This window comes from Gordonia sp. 11cp, assembly GCF_057767225.1.
On record NZ_CM173437.1, the window covers coordinates 1,191,276 to 1,213,557 of the forward strand.

The 22,282-nt window shown below is 69.9% G+C and carries 16 protein-coding genes and 1 pseudogene; 8 read left to right on the plus strand and 9 right to left on the minus strand.

Annotation, left to right across the window (positions count from 1 at the left end):
- Position 1 precedes the first annotated feature (1 nt).
- Positions 2–1,732, plus strand: a complete 1,731-nt coding sequence (locus AC3B6C_RS05130; protein ID WP_488375237.1) for an MmpA family trehalose lipid delivery protein — start codon at positions 2–4, stop codon at positions 1,730–1,732.
- Here AC3B6C_RS05130 and AC3B6C_RS05135 read toward each other — a convergent pair.
- On the minus strand, positions 1,689–2,858 hold the full coding sequence (locus AC3B6C_RS05135) for a glycosyltransferase family 4 protein (protein WP_488375238.1): 1,170 nt from the start codon (positions 2,856–2,858) through the stop codon (positions 1,689–1,691). The two genes, AC3B6C_RS05130 and AC3B6C_RS05135, sit on opposite strands and share 44 nt — an antisense overlap.
- Before the next feature lie 74 nt (positions 2,859–2,932).
- Here AC3B6C_RS05135 and AC3B6C_RS05140 point away from each other — a divergent pair, with 74 nt between their 5' ends.
- Both AC3B6C_RS05140 and AC3B6C_RS05145 read left to right on the plus strand, forming a co-directional pair.
- Complete coding sequence (locus AC3B6C_RS05140) at positions 2,933–3,715, plus strand: class I SAM-dependent methyltransferase (RefSeq protein ID WP_488375239.1); 783 nt, start codon at positions 2,933–2,935, stop codon at positions 3,713–3,715.
- A 15-nt stretch (positions 3,716–3,730) separates the two neighbouring features.
- Positions 3,731–4,569: pseudogene (locus tag AC3B6C_RS05145) on the plus strand (endonuclease domain-containing protein).
- 64 nt (positions 4,570–4,633) lie between these two features.
- Here AC3B6C_RS05145 and AC3B6C_RS05150 read toward each other — a convergent pair.
- Positions 4,634–5,455 carry a hypothetical protein gene (locus AC3B6C_RS05150; protein WP_488375240.1) on the minus strand — a complete coding sequence of 274 codons (822 nt, stop codon included), beginning with the start codon at positions 5,453–5,455 and terminating at the stop codon, positions 4,634–4,636.
- A 196-nt stretch (positions 5,456–5,651) separates the two neighbouring features.
- On the opposite strand from AC3B6C_RS05150, the gene AC3B6C_RS05155 reads away from it, so the two are divergent.
- Positions 5,652–6,347 carry a helix-turn-helix domain-containing protein gene (locus AC3B6C_RS05155; RefSeq protein WP_488375241.1) on the plus strand — a complete coding sequence of 232 codons (696 nt, stop codon included), beginning with the start codon at positions 5,652–5,654 and terminating at the stop codon, positions 6,345–6,347.
- Between the two features lie 83 nt (positions 6,348–6,430).
- Positions 6,431–7,609 (plus strand): epoxide hydrolase family protein, encoded by a 1,179-nt coding sequence (locus AC3B6C_RS05160; RefSeq protein WP_488375242.1) that lies wholly within the window; start codon positions 6,431–6,433, stop codon positions 7,607–7,609.
- A 47-nt stretch (positions 7,610–7,656) separates the two neighbouring features.
- Here the strand turns inward: AC3B6C_RS05160 and AC3B6C_RS05165 are convergent, their stop codons facing one another.
- The 7 genes from AC3B6C_RS05165 to AC3B6C_RS05195 form a co-directional block, all read right to left on the minus strand.
- Positions 7,657–10,203 carry an ABC transporter permease gene (locus AC3B6C_RS05165; protein ID WP_044508215.1) on the minus strand — a complete coding sequence of 849 codons (2,547 nt, stop codon included), beginning with the start codon at positions 10,201–10,203 and terminating at the stop codon, positions 7,657–7,659.
- A gap of 21 nt (positions 10,204–10,224) precedes the next feature.
- A complete protein-coding gene (locus AC3B6C_RS05170) occupies positions 10,225–11,040 on the minus strand; it encodes an ABC transporter ATP-binding protein (protein WP_035717671.1) in 816 nt (271 codons plus the stop codon).
- 83 nt (positions 11,041–11,123) lie between these two features.
- Complete coding sequence (locus AC3B6C_RS05175) at positions 11,124–12,131, minus strand: esterase-like activity of phytase family protein (RefSeq protein ID WP_010843328.1); 1,008 nt, start codon at positions 12,129–12,131, stop codon at positions 11,124–11,126.
- A gap of 74 nt (positions 12,132–12,205) precedes the next feature.
- The gene (locus tag AC3B6C_RS05180; RefSeq protein ID WP_488375243.1) at positions 12,206–14,032 is read right to left on the minus strand and encodes a phosphoenolpyruvate carboxykinase (GTP); all 1,827 of its coding nucleotides are present in this window, start codon (positions 14,030–14,032) and stop codon (positions 12,206–12,208) included.
- 214 nt (positions 14,033–14,246) lie between these two features.
- Entirely contained in the window at positions 14,247–14,636 is a 390-nt protein-coding gene (locus tag AC3B6C_RS05185; RefSeq protein ID WP_488375244.1) for a DUF6802 family protein, read from the minus strand.
- 5 nt (positions 14,637–14,641) lie between these two features.
- A complete protein-coding gene (locus AC3B6C_RS05190; protein ID WP_488375245.1) occupies positions 14,642–16,186 on the minus strand; it encodes a hypothetical protein in 1,545 nt (514 codons plus the stop codon).
- Positions 16,183–17,061: a hypothetical protein gene (locus tag AC3B6C_RS05195; protein WP_488375246.1), complete on the minus strand. Its 879-nt coding sequence runs from the start codon at positions 17,059–17,061 to the stop codon at positions 16,183–16,185. The genes AC3B6C_RS05190 and AC3B6C_RS05195 overlap by 4 nt, the downstream gene beginning before the upstream one ends.
- 238 nt (positions 17,062–17,299) lie before the next feature.
- Between AC3B6C_RS05195 and trmB the strand changes: the two genes are divergently transcribed.
- The 3 genes from trmB to AC3B6C_RS05210 all read left to right on the plus strand — a co-directional run bounded on the left by trmB (position 17,300) and on the right by AC3B6C_RS05210 (position 22,261).
- Positions 17,300–18,091: a tRNA (guanosine(46)-N7)-methyltransferase TrmB gene (trmB, locus tag AC3B6C_RS05200; RefSeq protein ID WP_010843323.1), complete on the plus strand. Its 792-nt coding sequence runs from the start codon at positions 17,300–17,302 to the stop codon at positions 18,089–18,091.
- Complete coding sequence (locus AC3B6C_RS05205; RefSeq protein WP_010843322.1) at positions 18,084–18,755, plus strand: NYN domain-containing protein; 672 nt, start codon at positions 18,084–18,086, stop codon at positions 18,753–18,755. The genes trmB and AC3B6C_RS05205 overlap by 8 nt, the downstream gene beginning before the upstream one ends.
- Positions 18,756–18,979: 224 nt before the next feature.
- Complete coding sequence (locus AC3B6C_RS05210; protein ID WP_488375247.1) at positions 18,980–22,261, plus strand: MMPL family transporter; 3,282 nt, start codon at positions 18,980–18,982, stop codon at positions 22,259–22,261.
- The last annotated feature ends 21 nt before the right edge of the window (positions 22,262–22,282 follow it).

The window sequence follows — 22,282 nt, forward strand, 5'->3', positions numbered from 1 at the left end:
GGTGACCCCCCGACGACTGCTGCCGGCCCTGTACGGCACCGGTATCGGCGCGACCGCGGTGATCCTGGCGCCGCTGCTGCCGGGCCTGATCGGGGTCGGCGACCGGTACCTGCTGTACCGAGATGCGGTGTCCACACCGCGTACCCACGTCACGGACACCACGCTCGGGATCGGCGACCTGCCGCCGCGCGCCGTGCCGCAGGACTGGTTCCTCGCGATGGTGAGCACCGTCCTCGACGGCGGGATCGTCGTGCTGGCAGTCCTCGCCGCGGCGCTGGTGTGCGCGGGAGTCGGCTACGGACGCCTGGCGGCCCGACTGGTCCCGGGCGCCGGGCGGGCCGGTGCCTCGGCGGCCGCTCTCGTCGCGGTGTGGAATCCCTATGTCGCCGAACGGCTCCTGCAAGGCCACTGGAGCCTGCTGGCCGGGTATGCGGCACTGGGGTGGATTCTCGTCGCGGTCATGGACCTGCGAGTACAAGCGGACGCCGTCCGGCTGCTGCAACTGGGTGCGCTGCTCGCCGTCGCCGGACTGACGCCCACCGGGTCCGTCCTTGCCGGAATCGTGCTGGTGGTGGCGCTTCTGGCGCGCCCGATCGGGTCGCGACCCACGGTGGCCGCCCTCGCCCTCTGGGGTCTCAGCACGCTGCCGTGGTTGCTGACGTCACTGATCACCGACGCCCCGACCACCTCCGCGGCGGCCGGGGTGGAGGCTTTCGGTCTGCGCTCCGAGCCCTGGCTCGGGCCCGTGGGCACGGTCGGTTCACTGGGCGGGATCTGGAACGCCGACGCCGTGCCCGCCAGCCGGACCATCGGGTGGGCCGCGGTGGCCACCCTCTGCCTGCTCCTCGTCGTCGCCGTCGGCGCGCGGTATCTGTGGCGTCGTCGCGGCGAGCTGGATCCGTCGGTGCCAGCCATCGCGGTCCTGGCGTCGGTCACCGCGATCGTGTTGCTGCTGAGCACTTTCGGACCGGCCCGTACCGTCCTGGGCTTCGTCGTCGAGCACCTCGGCGGCGGCGGACTCCTGCGCGACACCCAGAAGTTCTCGGCGCTCCTCGTCCCGGCGGTCGCGGTCTGCGTGGCGGCGGCCGTGGCGGCCGCGCGGCGTCGAGTACCCGCGGGTTTCGCGCTCACCGCGGTCGTACTGCTGGTGGTGGCGCCGCTCCCCGACCTCGCGTGGGGCGTCGGTGGCGCGGTGCGCGCGATCGACTATCCCGACGAGTGGCGACAGGTCGCGGAGATCGTGCCGCCGGATCGGGGTTCGGTCGCCCTGTGGCCTCCCGGAACGGTCCGCGAGTACCCGTTCGCCCATGACCCGTCGCTCGACCCCGCCGCACGGATGATGCGGGCGCCGGTCGTCGAGTCCGGCGAGCTCCGCGTCGACGGAGAGGTGATCGACCCGCCCGGCGCGCACGCCGCAGCGGTGACGCGGGTACTGGAGTCCGGTGGGTCACCGACCGCTCTCGCCGAACTCGGCGTCGGGTGGGTTCTGGTCGAGAACGGTTCCCCGCCAGCACAACTCGCCGATTCCGGGCACCTCGCCTTCGACGGTCCGTCGCTGCAGCTCTATCAGGTGGGCGACCCGGCGGATCGCTCCGCGGGCGTCACCGACCGGGCGATCGCCACCGCCGCACACCTGGTGTGGGCCGCGCTCCTGGTCGCCGGGCTGATCGGCGTCGGCATCGGTGTGGTCAGCGGCCGGGCGCGGACAGTACGGCGTCGAACGTCGCCATGAATCCGTCGCAGGTCGCTGACCAAGAATAGCGGCTCGCCTTGACCTGTGCGTTCCGTCCGAGACGGCGTGCCTCATCCGGATTGTCGATGAGTTTTCCTGTCGCGCTGGCCAGTTCGTCGACCCCGTCGACGAGCAATCCGGTGTTCCCGTCGTCGATGGAGTCGGCGAGTCCGGCGGCACCGCGGTAGCCGATCGTCGGGACACCGTGCTGGGCGGCTTCGACGACGGCGAGTCCCCACCCTTCCTTCCGCGACGGCATGAGGTGGACCCGGGCCCGGGCGAGGAGTTCGTGTTTGCGGTGTTCGTCGACGTGGCCGTGGAAGGTGACCGCGTCGGTCACCGCGAGATCGTTTGCGGCGCGGTGCAGTTCGTCCGCCCACCAGCCGCCGCCGATGACGTCGAGGTGGGCGTCGACGCCGTCGTGGCGCAGCCGCGCGAGCACCGTCAGCGCATCCTCGACCTGCTTGTGCGGCACCAGCCGCGACAACACGCAGAGCCGCACCGGGCCGTCCGGCCCACCGGGAACCGCGTCCCGATCGGGACCGGTCGCCCCGATGCCCTCGGGCAGCGGATCGATCCCGTTGCGCACGACCGCGATCCGCTCGGCGTCCACCCCGAGTGCGACGAGTTCGGATTTCGACGGCGCCGAGACCGTCACGTATCGGTTGCGACGATGGACCCGTGGCGAGACCCGCGACTCGAGAAACCATCCCACGTGACCGAGGAGACGACCGGCGACCGGCCACTGTTCGCGGTGACAGTGGTGGACGAGGACCACCGTCGGGGCCGGCGAGACCAGCGCCGAGAAGAACGGGACACCGTTCTGGGTGTCGACGACGACATCGGGCCGGCACCCGGCCAGCGGCCCGAGACCGAGCCGGCCGCCGAGGATCGTCGCGAGCATGCGCGGATACACACTGATGCGTCCGCCGGCGCGGATGAACCGCATGCCGTCCCGTGTCTCCTCGCGGACGGACCCGGGGTAGGCGGAGGTGAGGAAGGTGACCCGCGCGCCGCGGCGGGCCAGTTCGGCCCCGACGCGTTCCAGGTAGGTCTCACTGCCGCCGCCCTGGGGGTGGCGGGTGTCCCGCCAGCACAGGAGCAGGACGTCAGACGGTGCGCGCATCGTCCGTCAGCCTACCCACCGCGGCCGGAGCGCCGGTACCCACCGCGCGGGCGCGCCACTAGAGTGACCCGACGATGACGACTCCATTCCCCGGCGGTGCGCGGATGGCCCGGCTCGCCACCCTGCGCCGTGCCGCCGGACTGCTGAACGACTTCCGCTACGAGCAGTCCGACCCCGCACGCTTCTACGGCGCGCTCGCCGCCGACACCGCGAACATGGTCGAGGCGTTCGTACCGGACCTCGCCGGGACCGGTCCCGACGGGGCGGTGATCCTCGACGTGGGCGGCGGCCCCGGGTACTTCGCCGACGCCTTCCGGGCCCGGGGCGCACACTACGTGTCCGTCGAACCCGATCCCGACGAGATGCACGCCGGCGGGCTCGAGCATCGTGGCTCGGTCCGCGGCTCCGGCCAGGCCCTCCCCTTCGCCGACGGTTGCGTCGACGTCTGTCTGTCGTCGAACGTCGTCGAGCACACCCCGACGCCGTGGCAGATGGCCGACGAGATGCTGCGGGTGACGCGTCCCGGCGGCATCGTCATCATCAGCTACACACTCTGGTGGGGACCGTTCGGCGGCCACGAGATGGGCCTGACCCATTACCTCGGCGGCCACCGCGCGGCCCGGATGTACACCAGACGCAACGGTCATCCGCCCAAGAACCTCTACGGGACGTCGCTGTTCGCGGTCTCCGCCGCCGACGGGCTGCGCTGGGCCCGGTCGGCGACCGGCAGCGGGCATGCCGAACTCGTCGCGGCGTTTCCCCGCTACATCCCGCGCTGGATGTGGTGGGTGATGCGCCTACCGGTGCTCCGCGACGTTCTCGGCACCAATCTCGTGCTCGTCCTGCGTCGACTGTGAGTATCCGGTTGCGGTTTGTCCCGGTTCCCGGGACAAACCGCAACCGGAACTTCGGGGCGTCTTGCTTTCTCCTTCGAGCGACGTGCCTCCGGTGAATGGGTGGCAGTCGCCCGAGCTGTTTACCTCGTGGCCGGCCACCATCGGTAGGCGCGCGCACAAGCCCGCATCGCGGTGCTCTCCGTCGCCTCCGACACTGCACTCGGCGGAGTCGCCGCCGCGTGGTGGCTGGGTCTGCATCCCGCAGAACCTCGAAAACATCTCGTGCTCACCGGCGCTCGCGGAGCGCATGCGCGGTCGTCGGCGACTGCCGTGGTCCGGCACCGACGCCTCGCGGACGTCGACGTCACCACGCACGCAGACCTCCGGGTCACCGCAACGGCACTCACCGTCCTCGACGCTGCCACCGAGCTCGGGATCGCCGTCCTCGATTCGACTCTCCTGGCCGGCACGGTGAAACTCACCGACCTACAGGCCGCACACTCGCGGTACCCCAGACGGCACGGCTCCCCGGCCATTGCCCAGTACCTGCGACTCCTCGACGACGGCGCCCGATCGGAGGCCGAGCGAATCGTCGCCACCCTGTTCCACCGCTCGGGCCTGAAGGGCTGGACACCGAACTGCCCGCCGAAGGGTATTTCATCGACGTGGCCTTCACCCACGGGAAGCTGGCCGTCGAAATCGACGGCTTCGCGCATCACCGCGATGTCCCGACGTTTCAGAGGGACCGGACCAAACGCAACGCCCTGACCGCCGCCGGCTGGACCGTCCTCAACTTCACCTGGGCCGATGTCGTCGAACGTGGCCATCACGTGGTCACTGCGGTGCACAACGCTCTGAGCCGTTCGCTCGCCTGATCCCGTTGCGTTTTGTCCCGGTTCCCGGGACGAAACGCAACGGGAAGGCCGGGGTTGGCCCGGACTACTCCGCAGCGAGGTCCGCGGTGCAGTTGAGCGTGCCGCCCTGGCTGGTCGCGGCAGCCAGCTGCTCGCCGTCGGCGAGGATCGCGCACGACACCGGGCCGCGGACCACGATGGCCGACAGGCTCGCCCGGGTCCCCTCGAGTTGCACCCGCTGGGACCACGGCGACCCCGTCGCCGGGATCACGGTCGGCGACCCCGGGCCACGACGGAACGTGAGCGCGACGACGTCGCCGTTGCCCGTCAGCTGGTAGGTGACGGTTCCGGAGCGCTGCGTCGTCGTGGTGGTCGACGTCGTCTCCTCGGTGGTCGTGGTGCTCGACGATGTCGTCTCGCTGGTCGTCGCCGGGCCGGTCGACTCAGTGGTCGACGAGGAGGCCGCACTGGTGGAGTCGCCGTCGCCCGACCGGGTGACCAGGACGACGACCAGGCCGAGCACCACGAGCGCGATCAGCGCAGCCAGCGCCAGCCCGATCGTCCGCCCCTTCGATCCGGAACCGCGAGGCGGCTCACCACCGGCCGGTGCATCGTAGGGCGAGGACGCGTACGGCGAGCCGCCTGTGTAGTGGGGATCGGCGTACTGGGGCTCGGTGTACGGACCCGGATACGGCTGCCCGCCCTGGTGCGGCTCGGTGTACGGACCCGGATACGGCTGCCCGCCCTGGTGCGGCTCGGTGTACGGACCCGGGTACGGCTGTCCGGGCTGCTGTTCGGTATATGCCTGCGACGGCGGCGCCGACGGGTCGAAGTCGGGATCGAACTGCCGGGTCTCCGGCGGATCGTTCCGCGGATCGTTGGGATCGCCCTCTGGTGGTCGGGTCATGCGCTCGATTCTGTCATCCCGGATCGGAACCCGACCCGGGGACGGCGACGGTCATCCGTCGAAGAACGGACCGAGGATCGGATCGAGCACCTCCGGGTCGCAGCAGCGTCCCTGTAGGTGGCCGATGGTTCAATACACGCGAATCGCGGCACTTCGCCGCCGGGACCGGACCATCAGCCGACAGGGAGGCGATCACGTGGCGTACGACTACCGTCGGTCCACCTCGCCGTTCGCGTCCCTGATCTGGTGGGCCGATGTCGATGAGGAGTGCAGCTACACCGAGGCCGCCACCGAGTACTGGGGGATCTCGTTCGGGAGGCTCGTCGATGGCTCGCCGTCAGCGACGCTCATCGGTCCCTCCACCGCCCCGCGCGAACTGCGCATGGTCCCCGGAGAACGCCACTGGGGAATCGAGTTCGAGGCGCACGTGTCCCTGCGCGGGCCGGCACAGAAGCCTATCGACGAGCTGCGGGAACTGCCCACCGATGGCCGCTGGTTCACGCTGGGAGGCGTCCGCTTCGGGTTCCCGGCGGTCCATGATCTCGAGCGCCTGACCGATTCCCTTGTCACACAGGGCTTTCTCGTCGAGGAACCCACCGTCCGGGCCGCGCTCGACGGCGGCGACGTCGCGTACTCCGACCGAAGCCTTCGACGCAAGGTGGGCACGACCACGGGCCTGGGACGCAAGGACATCCACCAGATGCGACGGGCACGCGAGGCATATCGGCTCCTGCAGTCGGGTCTGCCCCTCGCCGACGCGGCGCTTGCTGCCGGCTATGCCGACCAGGCCCACATGACGCGGGCGTTCCGTGCGTTTGCCGGCCGGTCACCCGGTCGGATCCTGCGCGAGGGTGTCACCCCGTTCGACTCCCGCCCGCTCCGGGACGGGTGACGAGTCGGCCGTTTCCTTCAATCCTCGGGTGGGCGCGACCGGAAAGGTGGTGTCATGCATTTCGCCACCGAGAGGACACGACCATGACTCGGACCAACACTCTGCCCCCGGTCTCCGACGACGAACTCCGACTGCTCACCCGGCGCCTGGCCGACACCCGGCTCATCCACCTGACCACCGGCGCGGCGGCCGCGCCGGGACCGGGAGCCGGACTGGGTGAACGACTCCTCGCGCACTGGCGCGATTTCGACTGGCGCGCGGTCGAGGCGCGAGTGGACGAACTCGGTTACGTGGAGACGAGGACCTCCGACGGCCGGCGGTTGGCCGCGATCCATGCTCGTGCCGAGGAGGCGACCGGCGTCCCGATCCTGCTGATCCACGGATGGCCGGACTCGCCGCTCCGATTCCTCGACCTCATCCCGTTGCTGACCGCGGCGGGTCACGACGTGGTCGCGCCGGCGATCCCGGGGTTCTGGTGCAGCGACGAGCCCGATGGCGAGATGTCCCGTGAGCTCGTCGCCGCGGACTTCTCGGCGCTGATGACCGAGCTCGGCCACCAGCGGTACGCCGTCCACGGCGGGGACCTGGGGTCGGCGGTGGCGCAGACCATCGCGCAGGAACAGCCCGAAGCCGTGGTGGCGCTGCACCTCACCGACGTTCCGTTCGACCTAGCGTTCACCATCGACCGCGACGCAGCCGGCCCCGCCGAGATCGCCTATCTCGACAGGATCGAGGAGTTCGGCGCCGAGGCGTTGTATCTGAAGGCGAACACCGCCGCACCCACGCTGGTGGCAACGGCGTTGCAGGACAGCCCGATCGGCCTCGCATCGTGGATCGGCGCCCTCTACGAGTCGTGGCGCGACGACCCGATCGACGACGCCCACGTCGTCATCAACGCTGCGATGCTCTATCTGACCGGGACCGTTCGGTCGTCGATGCGGCTCTACACCGAGCCGGCGCAGGCCTGGGACGACCCGCCGGCCTCGGAAGGCGATGCCGGCCCGGAGGAACCCGCCGAATCCGACACCGGCGACTGGTCGGGCGAAACCGGGGCCGACGGATGGAAGACCGCCTTCGTCGGGGTGCCGACCGCCTTCGCGATGTTCCCGAGCGACATCGCCGTCGCGCCCCGAGACCTCGCGGACCGCCACTTCGCGGTCGAACGATTCACGGTCATGCCCCGCGGCGGTCACTTCGCCGCGCTCGAACAGCCGCGTGCCCTGGCCACCGACTTGCTGGAGTTCCTCGCCGGGCGCTCGTGAGGCGTCGCGGTGTCCGCGGCCCTCCGCCGCGGACGCCGCGATCACCGTCAGATGTCGGCGATCGCTTCCAGCGGCCCGGTTCGCGCCGCGCGGACCGCGGGCCACAACGCGGCCAGCACTCCGACAACCGCCGACGCGACGAGAGTGATCACGATCAGCGACCACGGGACCACCGGGGCGCCCAGGCCCCATTCGGCGAGCGTCCGTACCAGCGCGACGCCGATGACGGTTCCGAGGAGCACACCCAGCACGGCACCGAAGATCGAGATCAGCACCGACTCGAGGTAGATCGAACGCCGGACCTGGGCCCGGACCATGCCGATCGCGCGCAGCATCCCGATCTCACGTTTACGTTCGACCACCGACAGCGCGAGCGTGTTGATGATGCCGAGTACCGCGATCAGCAGCGCCAGCCCGAGCATCGCGTACAGCGTGCCGAGCATCTGGTCGATCTGCGACGAGATCTGCCCCTTGAACTGATCCCGATCCTGGATCTGGACCGTGAGATACGCGGCCGTCGCGTCCTCGAGATCGGTGCGCAGGGTCTCGAGGTCGGTACCCGGGGCAGCGTTCACGAAGAGCGTGACGTTGACCCGTGCGAAAGGCGGGACGAGTTTCTCGTAGACGTCCGGACCGACCACCCACGGTTGCAGCGCCTCGTTGTCGGCATACACGCCGGCAATCGGGACCTGGACCTGCGCGCCCGTCGCGGAGGTGAACGTGACCACGTCGCCGCGCTTCCAGCCGTTGGACTTGCCGGTGCGCTCGCTGATCAGCATCCCGTCGGCGGGCAGATCCGACGACGCGCCGTCCTGCATGTCCATCACGGTCACGCTGTTGAGCGGTCCGCCGAGCGCGGAGAACCCGGTCTCCGACTTGTCGTCGACCTTGGCCTGGACGATGCCGAACGACACCACGTCGCCGACGCCGGGCACACCGTCGATCGCGTCGGTCACCGCCGGAGGCAGCGGCGACTGATTGGTGCCCGCCACGATGTAGTCGGCGGTGATACCCGCGTCGACCGCGTCGTCGACCGTGCCCTTGAACGACTGTCCGAGGGTGCCGATGATCGCGACCAGCATCAGTCCGAGGGTGAGCGCGAACGCCGTCGCGGCAGAACGCCGCGGGTTGCGGACCGCGTTGGTCCGCGCCAGGCGTCCGATCATGCCGAACGGTGCCCCGATGACCCGGCCGAGCACGCTGACGAACGGGCGGGCGAGCGCCGGGCCGACGAGGACGGCCGACAAGACCGCACCCGCAGCGCCGGCACCCACCGTGACCGCGGGGCCGGTCCCTTCACCCATCGCACCGATGACGATCGCGGCGATCGAGGCGACGCCGATGATCGCGCCGAGGATGGTGCGGTTGCGCAACGAGGCCGACCCCTCGGCGGCCGATGCGCGCATCGCCTCGACCGGCGGCACACGTGCTGCTCTTGCCGCGGGCACCCACGCACTGATCATCGTCACCACGACGCCGACCAGGACGCCGGCCAGGATCGCGTCCGGGCCGACGGCCAGCTCACCGTCCGGCAGGCCCGACGTCGCGCTGGTGATCGCCTTCAGGCCGGCGGCCAGCGCGATGCCGATGGCCAGGCCGAGGGCGCCACCGAGGACGCCGACCACGAAGGCCTCGAACAGCACCGACCGCGACACCTGGCGTTGGCTCGCGCCGACCGCCCGGAGGAGCGCGAATTCGCGGTTCCGTTGCGCGACGATCATCGAGAACGTGTTGTAGATGATGAACGTGCCGACGACGAGACCGATCGCGGCGAACGCCAGCAGGATGTACTGGAAGATCTGCAGGAACTCGTTGACCTGCGCCTTCTGGTCCTCGCGGACCTGATCGCCGGTGCGGACGTCGTAGAGGTCGGCGTCGGCGCCGAGCCCGGCGATGATCCGGTCCTGCAGCTGCTCGGGGGTGACCCCGGCGGCGGCCGACATGTCGACGACGCCGACATGCTCGCCGTCGGTGAACAACCGGGACGACGTCGCGGCGTCGAACTGGACGTTCACATACCCACCCGTCGAGCTCGGCGCGTCGACGAGACCCACGACGGTCACCTCGAGCGGCGTGGCATTGCCCTGGCCCACGACGACCTTGGTCTTCGACCCCACCTTCAGGCCGGCGGCCTCGGCGGCCGAGGTGTTCAGCGCGATCTCACCGGCGTTCTCGGGCCCGCGGCCGCCCGGCAGGATCGTCGACTCCTCCGGCGAGAGCGCCTCGTCGGGCGGGATGTAGGTGCTGCCCACGCTCGGGGCACCACCGGTCTGGATGGCCTTGCCGTCGGAGTCGGCGACCGTGACCAGTCCGTTGTTGTTGACGACGAGCTTGTCGATGCCGAACTGCGCGCGCTGATCCCGGAGCTGGTCGACGATCGAGTTCGGCACCCCCGGCGACTGCCGGTCGGCCGGGGTCACCTCGACCGCGACGCCCGGTGCGGCGCTGTCGAAGATGTCGTTGAACGCCTTCGAGATGGATCCGGTGAACACCATCGACCCGGCCACGAACGAGGTGCCCAGGACGATCGAGAAGAGGGTCAGGAAGAGACGGAGCTTGTGCGCGCGGAGGTTTCGCAGCGAAACCCTGCGCATCACCGAGGAGGAGGCCACGGCTCAGTGCGCTTTGGCGGCGTCGGGCGCAGGGACGTTGTCCAGGTTCTTCATGACCTCGAAGACATCGTCGGCGGAGGGCCGGGAGAGCTCCTGCACGATCTGGCCGTCGGCGAGGAACACCACGCGATCGGCATACGACGCGGCCCGCGGATCGTGCGTCACGATGACGACGGTCTGTTTGAACTCGTCGGTCGCGGCCCGCAGGATCGACAGCACCTCGCCGGAGGAACGGGAATCCAGGTTGCCCGTCGGCTCGTCGCCGAAGATGATCGACGGCTTGCCGATCAGCGCGCGGGCACACGCGACGCGCTGCTGCTGACCACCCGACAACTCACTCGGGAGATGTCCGAGCCGGTCGGTGATACCCAGCCGGGCCACCACGGCGTCGAACCATTCGGTGTCCACGGTGCGGCCGGCGATGTCGACCGGCAAGGTGATGTTCTCCTTGGCCGTCAGCGTCGGCACGAGGTTGAACGCCTGGAAGACGAAGCCGATACGGTCGCGGCGCAGCATCGTCATCGCCTTGTCCGACAACGCCGTCAGATCGGTGTCGCCGATGAAGACCTTGCCGTCGCTCGCGACGTCGAGGCCGGCCAGACAGTGCATCAGGGTCGATTTGCCCGACCCGGACGGACCCATGATGGCGGTGAACTCGCCCTCCCGGAACGAGATCGAGACGCTCTTCAGGGCTTCGACGGCGGTGTCGCCGACGCCGTACCGCTTGGAAAGGTTGTCGGCTCCGGCAGCCACCGCATGCTTGGGCGCCCCGAAATCATCGCCACCGTCGTCTCGAGCGGCCACATCAGTCGTCGTCATGCCCTCAACCGTGCCAAATCCTGCGCCGGTTGGCCATCAGGTATCACCCTGACCCCACCCTGACAGGGGTGACGTTCGGCACTCTACTTCGGGATCTGGACCTCGAACGAGTGCAACCGGTTGGGCGATCCGACGTTGTCGGAGACCACGAGGAGGGTGCGGGTGCGGGTCTTGGCGAACGGGTTGTCCGGGTGCCAGTTGCCCCAGGCGAGACCCGACATGTTGCCGGTGAGGAGGTGCGGCGTCGCGGTGGTGGAGAAGATCCGCCGCTTGGTCATCGCCTTCTCGCGTCCGCTCAGCTTCTTCTTGTTCGTCACCGAGGTGGCACCGCGGGTGGTCGTCCAGAAGATGTTCGCGAGCCGGCCCGGTCCACGCTCGAGGACCAAGAAGTCGGTCGAGTTGACGGCGAGTACGTCGGCGGCCACCTTGTTCGCGTCGGTGCGGTAGACGAACTCGCGATTGCTCTTGCCGAAGGTCAGCAGGCGGGCCGAACGCGCGGCGTCCTGCCGGAGTCCACCGGCCGTCAAAACGCTGACCTGACCCTGCGGTCCGACCGCCGCACCCGTGAGTCCGCGCTGACCCGCCAGACCCGACTTCGGCGACGGCCGCCACGCCGAGGGGATCGGCAGGTCGCGGATGACCTGTCCGATGGGCCCGATCTGACGGACGAACTGGTTGTTGCCACCGCTGACGACGGTGTAGCCGCCCGCGGACCTGCGGATGCCCTCGAACTGCGCCTGGCCGGGCAGCAACGGGAGGAACCACGGACCGAGGACCGTGCCGCCCCCATTGATCCGCGGCTGCCCGGCGAATGCCGCGGTCACCGAGGTGTATCCGATCGAGGCGGTGAAGAAGCGTGCCGGCAGCACGTCTTCGGCGATCAGCACGTAGCTGCCGTTGCCGGTCCGGTCGATTCCGGAGATCCGGTTGACCGTCGGGAGTCCGTCCCCGATCGTCGTCGAATCGGTGAAGAACGCCGACACGCCTGCCCCGGAAGGCGGTGTCGCGGAGGCCGGTTGACCCGCGATCGGAGAGGCCAGACCGAGTACGCAGGCACCGACGATCGAGGCGCCCCACACACGTAGTTTCATGAGGGGCACGATACCTCAACCGTCACTTCTGACCCATCCGTACATTCAGCCCCGACGCCCCGCAGCACCCCGCGTCAGGCCAGGCGCTGCTTCAGGCCGTCCAGCTCGTCACGCAGCGAACTCGGCAGCTTCTCGCCCACGAAGTCGAAGAGCTCCTCGATCGACGGGATCTCCTCGCGCCATTCCTCGGGCTTGAAGGCAAGCGCCTCCGCGACGTCCTCGGCGGGTACGTCGAGCCCGCTGACATCGATCGACTCCGGCTTGGCGACGATTCCGATGGGCGTCTCGATGCCCTCGGCCTCACCCTCGATGCGCTCGATGATCCACTTCAGCACGCGGCTGTTCTCGCCGAATCCGGGCCACAGGAAGCGCTTGTCGTCGCCACGACGGAACCAGTTGACGTAGAAGACCTTCGGCAGCTTCGACTCGTCGGCGTTCTTGCCGATGTTCACCCAGTGCTGCAGGTAGTCACCGACGTGGTAGCCCATGAACGGCAGCATCGCCATCGGGTCGCGACGCACGGTGCCGACCTTGCCCTCGGCGGCGGCCGTCTGCTCGGAGCCGACGGTGGCGCCCATGAAGACACCGGTCTGCCAGTCGCGGGCCTCGGTCACCAGCGGAACCGTGGTCTTGCGACGGCCACCGAAGAGGATCGCCGAGATCGGCACGCCCTGCGGATCATCCCACTCGTCGGCCAGCGACGGGCACTGCGAGATGGGGGTGCAGTAGCGCGAATTCGGATGTGCGGCCTTGTGATCGGACTCCGGAGTCCAGTCGTTGCCGAGCCAGTCGGTGAGGTGCGCGGGCGCCGGGCCGTCGATGTCCTCCCACCAGATGTCGCCGTCGTCGGTGCGAGCGACGTTGGTGTAGAGGGTGTTTCCGGCCTCGATGGTCTTCATCGCGTTCGGGTTCGAGTCGTAGCTGGTGCCGGGGGCGACACCGAAGAAACCGAACTCCGGGTTGATCGCGTAGAGACGACCGTCCGCGCCGAAACGCATCCAGGCGATGTCGTCGCCCACGGTCTCGGCCTTCCACCCGGGGATGGTCGGCTGGAGCATCGCGAGATTGGTCTTGCCGCAGGCACTCGGGAAGGCCGCGGCGATGTAGTAGACCTTGTTCGCCGGGCTGGTCAGTTTCAGGATCAGCATGTGCTCGGCCATCCAGCCCTCGTCACGGGCGATGACCGAGGCGATGCGTAGGGCGTAGCACTTCTTGCCGAGCAGGGCGTTGCCGCCGTAACCCGAGCCGAACGACCAGATCTCGCGGGTCTCCGGGAAGTGGGTGATGTACTTCTCGGTGTTGCACGGCCACGGCACGTCGGCCTGGCCGGGCTCGAGCGGCGCGCCGACGGAGTGCAGCGCCTTCACGAAGAAGCCGTCCTCGCCCAGGATCTCCAGAACGCGGGGACCGACGCGGGTCATGATCTTCATGGACAGCACGACGTACTCGGAGTCGGTCAGCTCGACACCGAGCTTGGGATCGTCGGAGTCCAGGGGGCCCATGCAGAACGGGATGACGAACATGGTGCGACCGCGCATGCTGCCGCGGTAGAGCGCGGTCATCGTCGAACGCATCTCGGCGGGGTCGACCCAGTTGTTGGTCGGGCCGGCGTCGTCCTCGGACTCCGAGCAGATGTAGGTCCGCGACTCCACGCGGGCCACGTCGGCCGGATCGGAGTTCGCGAGGAAGGAGTTCGGCTTCTTCTCCTCGTTCAGCTTGACCAAGGTGCCGGCCTTCACGAGGTCGGCGGTGAGGCGCTCCCACTCCTCGTCGCTGCCGTCCGACCACACCACCCGGTCGGGTTGGGTCAGCTCGGCGACCTCGGCCACCCAGGCCAGCAGTCCCGCGTGCTTTGTCGGAGCGCTGCTCGGGTCCAGTCCGGGAATGGTGGCTGCGGTCATCGTTGGGGCCTCCTCCGAGGTGGTGGCCGCTTGGAATGGCCACCTGTCAGGTCGTCTCGTCGTCCAGGATACGTACACCGAACGGGCGCTAGGTCACGGGGTTCACCAGGTGCGGTCTATCCCACACCCAGCGGACAGATGACCAAAGTCCCTGGTAGTCGCGCGCGGCCTGGTCTCGGCGCGAAGCGTACCGGTTCGGACGTCCGGTCACATGTCAGCCGATGCGTCCCGAACCGCCGGAGATCCACTCGCCGGTGTCCGGGTCGAGCACCGCCGAACGGAACTCGCCGTCCGCGCCGATCTCGGTGATCTTGTCGACCTGTCCGTCCCGATCGCTGTCCGTGTACACGGTAAACCCGTCGGGGCCGTTCCGGGTGAGGGAGTCGTTGATCCCGTCGTTGTCGGTGTCGACCTCGGCGGGTCCCAGATCCCAGATCCGCCCGTCCTCGTGCATCCACAGGTGATCGTCGAGCTCGTCGGACGCCGGCGTCTCGTGCAGCGCGGCCACCGACTCGAACGACCGCGGGTCGTCGGAGCGTCCCACCTCACCGAACAACGAGGACTCGTCCGGGTCCGGGGTGTCGTCGGAGAACATCGGGTCCATCGGAATCACTGCTTCCCGTCGTCGTGGCCGGCGCGGGTGCCCGCGGCCGGTTCGTCATGCCGTCGATCGTCTCGATGCCCGGCGGGGTCGTCGGATTCTCGTCCCGGATCGTCGCCTCGGGCGGGATGCGCCCACAGCCGTTCCGACCGCGCGGTGAGATCGCGGCGGACGGCCTCGGCCCGCTCGCGCCGGACCCGGGCGTCACGGACATCGATCCCGCTGCGCACGCGTCGGATCTCCTCGTCGAGCCGCGCGATCTCCGTCGACACCTCCCGGTTGCGGCGTTCGTGAGCGCGGGCGATCTGCCCGGCGATCCGGGTCTCGGCAGCCGTGACGCGCAGCGCGAGCTGATGATCGAGTGCGGTCCGCGCCTCGGTGAGCAGCTCGGCCGTACGCGCCACCCGCTCGGAACGATCCACCGCACTCCGCCGGACGCGGATCACCCACGCCGCGACCGCCACGCCCAGGAGCAGGGCGAGCGGCATGCTGATCCACTGGAGCGTCTGGACCGAGGCCATCGGCGCGACGACCAGCCGTCCGACACCCAGACCGGTCGAGGCGCCGATGACCACGAGCAGCGCGTCTTCGGCGCCCGCGCGCCGCGCCCGGCTGCTCGGTCGTTCGGTGTGGAGATCCACCGCGGGCCAGGGCTCGTCCGTCGTCGGCTCGGCGTCCAGGCCGACCAGGGCGGTCGCCCGCACGGCGTCGACGCGCTCGTCGACACGGTGACGAATGCGGTCGGCGAGTTCGGACCACCCGGTCCGGACCCAGGCGCCGTACTCCTTGTCGGCGACCGGGGCACGGTCGGCGGCGGCCGCCGCCAGATCGCGCACCCCGGCGTGCACTTCCGCCGACGACTGGGACCGGACACGGGACAGCCCGGCGCGGACGGCCGCCAGACGGTCCGTGCGCCCACGTTCGCGGGTGGCGAGCAGACGGCGGCGAGCGGTCAGGAGCTCATCGGCGTCGGCACGCGCGGACACCTCGTCGTCGGCGCCGGTCCCCGCGGAGGCGAGTAGATGCTCGACCGCGCCGATGCCCGCCCCCAGGCGGGCGCGCTCGTCGCGGAGTGCAGCCGGCGCGCCGGTCGCCTCGCGAAGCCATTCCGCGAGGGCCTCGACCCCCGACTCGTCCACGGCACCCCCCAGGGCCGCGACCGCGGACACCCCGAACAGGGGCAGCGACCCGAACGGGTCGAGGCCGGATCGGTGCGCACGCACGGTCCGCGGCCACTCCCAGAACGCATCGATCTTGGTGCACACGATCGCCACGGTCCCGACCTGCGCGCGCATCTGCTCGACGAGGGCTCGTTCCTCGTCCCCGACCGACGACGACGGATCCACGACCACGAGCGCCGCAGCAGCCGGTGCTCCGTCTCCCCGGGTGCGGGCGGCGATGTCGAGATCCGGGGCGAGCGCACGGCAGGCCTCGACCAGGGTGCGTACGCCCACCCCGTCGGTGCCGACGACCAGCACGCCGCTGCCGGTGCCGACGCGATCGGCGTCGAACCCGGTCAGCTCCCGTGCGTCGTCGAGTGCCGTGTCGGTCATCCGGCAACCCCCGCCCCGGCCAGCAGTCGTTCGGCCCCGGGACGGTCGAGGCCGGCCGCGGCCGCCTCCTCCAGCCGGCTGCGCAACTCGACCTCCCGCCAGTGCCGGATGTGGCCGACGCGAGCCCCGAGGGGTTCCGCGAGATCGGGCACCCCGGAGGCGTCCCGGAGTGCCCTGCTCAGCTCCTGTGCGGTGGCGGCGACGGGTGACCGGGACTCGATGAGGGCGAGCGCGGTGTCGATGCCATAGGCGTCGATCCGGCGCAGCAGCCCCTGGCGCAGGAGACGTTCGTCGGAACCCGGGCGTCCGACGAGGAACCGGCCCGCCATGGACGGCATCCCGACACCCGCGGCCGCCATCGTCGTCAGTGCCGCGAACTCGGCGGCGTCGAGGTCGGCGCACGCCAGCAACTGCGACACCGGATACACCGGTGTGCCCAGACGGGTGGCACACGTCGACGCGACCGCGACCGCGGAGTCCCAGTCGCCGTGGGTGTCGGCCTTGCCGAGCACCACGAGGACACGATCGGACGGCAGGGACGCGAGGAGTTCGCGGTCCGCGCGTCGGGGCAACCCGGCCAGGACGAGGAGCCACAGATCGGCGTCGGCAGCACCCTGCTCGCCCTCGCCGGGTCCGATCACGGTGAGCGACAGACGTTCTCGGAGAGCGCGGGCCATCGTGTCCCGGCCGGTCCCGGGCCGGCCGACGACCTGGACGTGCAACGGACGGAGAAACCGCCGGCCCGCGGCTGTCAGGACGGGCACCAGCGGCGACCCCGGGTCGACGAGATCGGCGAGACGGCCCTGCTCGGCAGCGACCGACAACTCGCTCCCGGCGGGCCCACCGCGCCGGCCGCCGTTCACCGGTGCCCCCACCGCAGCCTCCTCGTCATCCGACCCCCCGCGCATCTCGCGACCCGGCCCCGGCACGCCGACGACCCCCCGGACATCAGCGCACGTGAACCGCGGCAGGGCCGAGACTAATCGGGATCGGCGCGAACGGCGGAGCTACCTCCACATGCCGCCCGGAGGCCGGTTCGGCGCACATCCGGGCCGCCGCGACCACCCACGACTGCGGCAGCCGACTCGCCCGCGACTTCGTCGAGACGGCTCGATGCGCAACGATGGACGCGTGAACAACAGCCCCGACAGGTCCCGGTTGTACCCCCGCGTGACGAGCTTCCGCTTCCGCCGCGGCACCTTGACGACCGGCCAGCAGCGCAACTGGGAGACGCTGTGGCCGGTTCTCGGCCGCGACCTCGAGATCGGCCCGGAGCGGGTGCCCGAGCCGCAACTCGACCTCACCGAGCTGTTCGGGCGCGACGCCCCGAAGGTCCTCGAGATCGGCAGCGGGACCGGCATCTCGACCGCGGCGATGGCCGAGGCCGAGCCGGACGTCGACGTCGTCGCCGTCGAGGTCTACAAGCCGGGCCTGGCCCAGCTCCTCGGTCTCATCGACCGCAACGGGCTCACCAATGTGCGTCTGATCCGCGGCGACGCGGCCATCGTCCTCACCGAGCTCATCCCGTCGTCGAGCCTCACCGGGATCCGACTGTTCTTTCCCGATCCGTGGCCCAAATCGCGGCACCACAAGCGGCGCTTCGTGCAGACCGGCACACTGGAGCTGATCGCCGACCGTCTGATCCCCGGGGGAGTGCTCCACATCGCGACCGATCACGCGGGGTACGCCGAATGGATCGCGGAGGCGCTCGCCACCCAGGACGCCGATCGCCCGCATGTCGTCCAGCTGACCCGCGAGTCACCGATCCTGCTGGAGCGGCCGACGACGAAGTTCGAGGGACGAGCCGAGCGCGACGGCCGCTACGTCAGCGAGTTCGTGTACACGCGGCCCATCCCGCCGGTCACCGCGACCGGCGACACCCCGACGGGAGCCCGCCATGACTGATCACAGCCCCACCGGCTTCGCCGACACCATCGCCGGTCAGACGGGTACGCGCCGCATGCTGCTGGTGTGGGACGCGCCCAACATGGACATGGGTCTCGGTGCTCTGCTCGGCGGGCGACCGACCGCGGCGCACCGCCCCCGATTCGACGCTCTCGGCCGCTGGTTGCTGCAGCGGACCGCAGATGTGTCCGCTCTCACCGACGGGGGCGGCGCGGTCGAGCCGGAGGCCACCGTCTTCACCAACATCGCCCCTGGTAGCGCCGACGTCGTCCGGCCGTGGGTCGACGCCCTCCGAAACGTCGGTTTCGCCGTGTTCGCCAAGCCGAAACTGTCCGACGACAGCGACGTCGACTCCGACATGCTCGACCACATCGAGCTTCGCAGGCACACTGTTGGACTAGCGGGCGTGATCGTGGCATCCGCCGACGGCCAGGCATTCCGCGAACCGCTGCTCGAGGTGGTCGGGGACGGCGTGCCCGTCACCGTCATCGGATTCCGGGAACACGCCAGCTGGGCACTGAGCACCGAAGAAATCGAGTTCATCGATCTCGAGGACATCGCCGGCGTGTTCCGCGAGCCGCTTCCGCGCATCGGGCTGGACTCCCTGCCCGACGAGGGTGCGTGGCTCACGCCCTTCCGTCCGCTCAGCGCATTGCTACGCTGACCTGCGGCGTCGTGGTCGTCCCAGGGTAGTCGGCCGGTTGTCGGCGACCCGCCGTCGGGCGTCGGCCCAGGTGTGCTCGCGGGTGATCCGAGGCCGACGCCTCAGGGATCACTCAGGCAACACTGTCAGGATCTTTCGGGAAACTGACAGAATCGCCCCCGGCGCTCCGCGAAGGCGGGCGACCGGAGTGCCCGTCTCGTCGTCGTACACGAAAGGACATCAGCGTGTTCCGGTTCATCGGCACATTCGTCTACCGAATGCGCTTCCTCGTCATCGCGGTGCTGATCGCGATGATGGCCGGACTCGGACTGTACGGTCTCGATCTCGGCAAGCACCTCAGCCAGAGCGGCTGGTTCGATCCGACATCGGAGTCCGACACCGGTGCGCGGTACGCCGACCAGGCGCTGGGGCGCGACCACACCTCCGACGTCATCCTGATGATCACCCCGCCCGAGGGCACCCGCGTCGACGACAAGGCCTTCGGGGCCAAGGTGGAGACGTTCGTCGAGGATCTGATCGCGACCCATCCCGACATCGTCGGACGTGCCGATCCCGGCCTGTACGACCCGTTCCTCGTCCAGCCCGCACAGAGCACGCTGCAGGACCGGTTGTTCACCGAGGACGGCAGACACGCCTTCATCAGCATCGGTGTCGCCGGAGACGACGACACGACGGTCCTCGCCAACTACAAGACCATCGAACCGTTCTTCGACGACATCCCCGAACGGTTCGATCTACCCGGTACGACCTTCGAACTGGCAGGTCTGCAGCCGGTGGCCGGTTCCATGGCCGAGGGCATGGACAAGGACATCCACCGGGCCGAGGTGCTCGCGCTGCCGCTCGTGGCGATCATGCTGTTCTTCGTGTTCGGCGGCGTCGTCGCCGCCTGTCTGCCCGTCCTGATCGGCGGTCTGACCATCGCCGGGTCGCTGGGCATCATGAAGATCCTGGCGCTCACCACCGAGCTGAACATCTTCGCGCAGTCGGTGGTCACGCTGATCGGTCTCGGCATCGCGATCGACTACGGCCTGTTCATCGTGTCGCGGTTCCGCGAGGAACTCGGTGAGGGTTATTCGACGAAGGCGGCGGTCCGAAGAACCGTGATGACCGCCGGCCAGACGGTGGTCTTCTCCGCGACGATCATCGTCGCCGCGCTGGCGTGTCTGCTGATCATGCCGCAGGGATTCCTCAAGTCGGTCGCCTACGGCGCGATCGCATCGGTGTCCCTCGCCGCGATCCTGTCGATCACGGTCCTGCCGGCGATCCTGGGCATCCTCGGCCCCCGCGTGAACATGCTGTCGATCAGCACGATCATGAAGTACACCGCGGTGCCGCTGGCCCGCCGCTTCTCCGGCGAGGAACGAGCCGTGGCGATCGAGAACCGGTTCAGCGGTCGCATGAAGACCAGCCAAGAGGTCGAGAACGGCTTCTGGGGCCGCCTCGCGACCTGGGTGATGAAGCATCCGGTCCGGACCGCGGTCCCGACCGTGCTCCTGCTGCTCGCGCTGATCATCCCGTTCGGCAGCATCCAGTTCGGCGGTATCAGCGAGAAGTTCCTGCCCCCGGACAATCCCAACCGTGTCGCGCAGGAGAAGTTCGACGAGTACTTCCCGAGCGAGCGGACCGAGGCCATCAAGCTCGTCATCATCTACGACGAGTCCAGTCAGACCGACCAGAACAAGCTCGACGCGATCGCCAAGCGCGCCGACGAGGTCCCCGGCTTCACGAACAAGTTCAGCGACCCCGACAAGTCCGACTTCGGCTCCTTCGACGCCGAGCGGTACCCGAACGTGGGCGTCTATCAGGTGTCGGCGGGCCTCCAGGACCGGAACACCGCCGCCCAGGCGATCGAGCAGTTGCGCGCGATCGACACCGAGGGCCTCACGATGTACGTGGCCGGCACCCCGGCACTGACGCAGGATTCGATCGACGCGCTGATGCAGCGACTCCCGCTGATGGCGGTCATGCTCGTGCTCATCACCGGCCTGCTGATGTTCCTGCAGTTCGGCTCGCTCGTCCTGCCCATCAAGGCCGCGCTCATGACGGCCCTCGGTCTCGGTGCCACGCTCGGCATACTCACCTGGATCTTCGTCGACGGCCACGGCGCCGAGCTGGCCAACTTCACCCCGGGCCCGCTGTTCGCGGCCGTGCTGGTGCTCATCATCGCGATCGTGTTCGGCCTCTCGACCGACTACGAGGTGTTCCTGCTCTCCCGCATGGTCGAGGCCAGACAGAAGGGCGCGAGCACGACCGAGGCGATCCGCAGCGGCACCGCGCACACCGGCGGCATCATCACCGCGGCCGCCGCCATCCTCGTCGTGGTCACCGGCGCGTTCAGTCTGTCCGAGATCGTGATGATGAAGTACATCGCGTTCGGCATGATCGCCGCGCTGATCCTCGACGCCACGGTCATCCGCATGCTTCTCGTCCCGTCGGTGATGAAGCTGCTCGGCGACGACTGCTGGTGGGCGCCGCGGTGGATGCGAGTGGTCCAGCGCAAGATCGGGCTCGGCGAGACCGTGCTCGACGACGAGCCCGACGAGCAGCGCGATGCCGGTGCCGGCGCCCGTCCGGTGAGCGCGGGCACCGTGGTGGCCGAGGCCCCGACGTCGGTGATGGCCGCGGCACGCAGGCAACCGGTCCCGGCGGGCGCAGTCCCCGGCCGGGGTCGGGTACCGGTCGGCACCGCGCGGTCCGCCGCACCGGGCCGGCCCGCTCCGGACCGCCTACACGGCACCGCCCGCACGGGCGCACCGTCCGGCCAGACACCCGACCAGCGCACCGGTGCCGGACCGACACCGGCTCCGACGGGTCCGCCGGCAGGTCCGCCGACGACCACGGGACGTCCGAACACCGGGCCGACCCCGCCGCGCACGCCGCCGGCGCGCGTCGGACCGTCACCCGCACCCGGAGCTCCGAACCCCGAGCCGGCCGAACGCCGCCCGGTGGCGCCGTACCGTCGCTCCGCACTGTCGAAGAGTGATCGTCCCGACACCGGTGGCTGGAGCCTCGGCGAAGGCGGCATCCGACTCGGCGACGCCGCACCTCGGTCGGCGAAGGGCGACCGTCCGACGGTCACTCCCCCGTCCGGCCCGCCTCGCGTGCCGGAGTCCGGTGGGCGCCCGAATCCGACTCCGGGCCCGGTTCGGCCGAACCCGGAGCCGACCGGCCAGCGTTCACCGCTCGGTCGACGGCCCGCCCTCGACGAGACCGGCCGCCGCCCCCTCGCGGCCTCGGTCAGCCCGGAGGCGTCGACCCCGTCGTCTCGTGGACGTCGCAGCGCCGGTCCCTCACCGATGGAGCGCGGCCTGAGCGCCGACGCCACACCGGCGGCCGCCTCACGACCCGACGGCGGGCCCGCCTCGGGCGAGCAGGATCGCCCGGCGGATGACTCGACTCGTCGCCGTCGCCCGCGCACGGACCGGCACGCCCGGTCCGACGACACCGGTGACGACGGCCAGATCAGCGTCCAGGAGTTACTGAAGCGGAGTCGCTCGCAGAAGTAGCCGGCCGGCACCGCGACCCGC

Excerpts from the sequence above, each read along its gene's own strand:
- AC3B6C_RS05150 (WP_488375240.1), bottom strand. The coding sequence starts at position 5,455 with ATGACCCGACCACCAGAGGGCGATCCCAACGATCCGCGGAACGATCCG.
- AC3B6C_RS05190 (WP_488375245.1), bottom strand. The coding sequence starts at position 16,186 with ATGACCGACACGGCACTCGACGACGCACGGGAGCTGACCGGGTTCGAC.
- AC3B6C_RS05165 (WP_044508215.1), bottom strand. The coding sequence starts at position 10,203 with ATGCGCAGGGTTTCGCTGCGAAACCTCCGCGCGCACAAGCTCCGTCTC.
- AC3B6C_RS05175 (WP_010843328.1), bottom strand. The coding sequence starts at position 12,131 with ATGAAACTACGTGTGTGGGGCGCCTCGATCGTCGGTGCCTGCGTACTC.
- AC3B6C_RS05140 (WP_488375239.1), top strand. The coding sequence starts at position 2,933 with ATGACGACTCCATTCCCCGGCGGTGCGCGGATGGCCCGGCTCGCCACC.
- AC3B6C_RS05160 (WP_488375242.1), top strand. The coding sequence starts at position 6,431 with ATGACTCGGACCAACACTCTGCCCCCGGTCTCCGACGACGAACTCCGA.
- AC3B6C_RS05180 (WP_488375243.1), bottom strand. The coding sequence starts at position 14,032 with ATGACCGCAGCCACCATTCCCGGACTGGACCCGAGCAGCGCTCCGACA.
- AC3B6C_RS05170 (WP_035717671.1), bottom strand. The coding sequence starts at position 11,040 with ATGACGACGACTGATGTGGCCGCTCGAGACGACGGTGGCGATGATTTC.
- AC3B6C_RS05185 (WP_488375244.1), bottom strand. The coding sequence starts at position 14,636 with ATGGACCCGATGTTCTCCGACGACACCCCGGACCCGGACGAGTCCTCG.
- AC3B6C_RS05135 (WP_488375238.1), bottom strand. The coding sequence starts at position 2,858 with ATGCGCGCACCGTCTGACGTCCTGCTCCTGTGCTGGCGGGACACCCGC.
- trmB (WP_010843323.1), top strand. The coding sequence starts at position 17,300 with ATGCGCAACGATGGACGCGTGAACAACAGCCCCGACAGGTCCCGGTTG.
- AC3B6C_RS05205 (WP_010843322.1), top strand. The coding sequence starts at position 18,084 with ATGACTGATCACAGCCCCACCGGCTTCGCCGACACCATCGCCGGTCAG.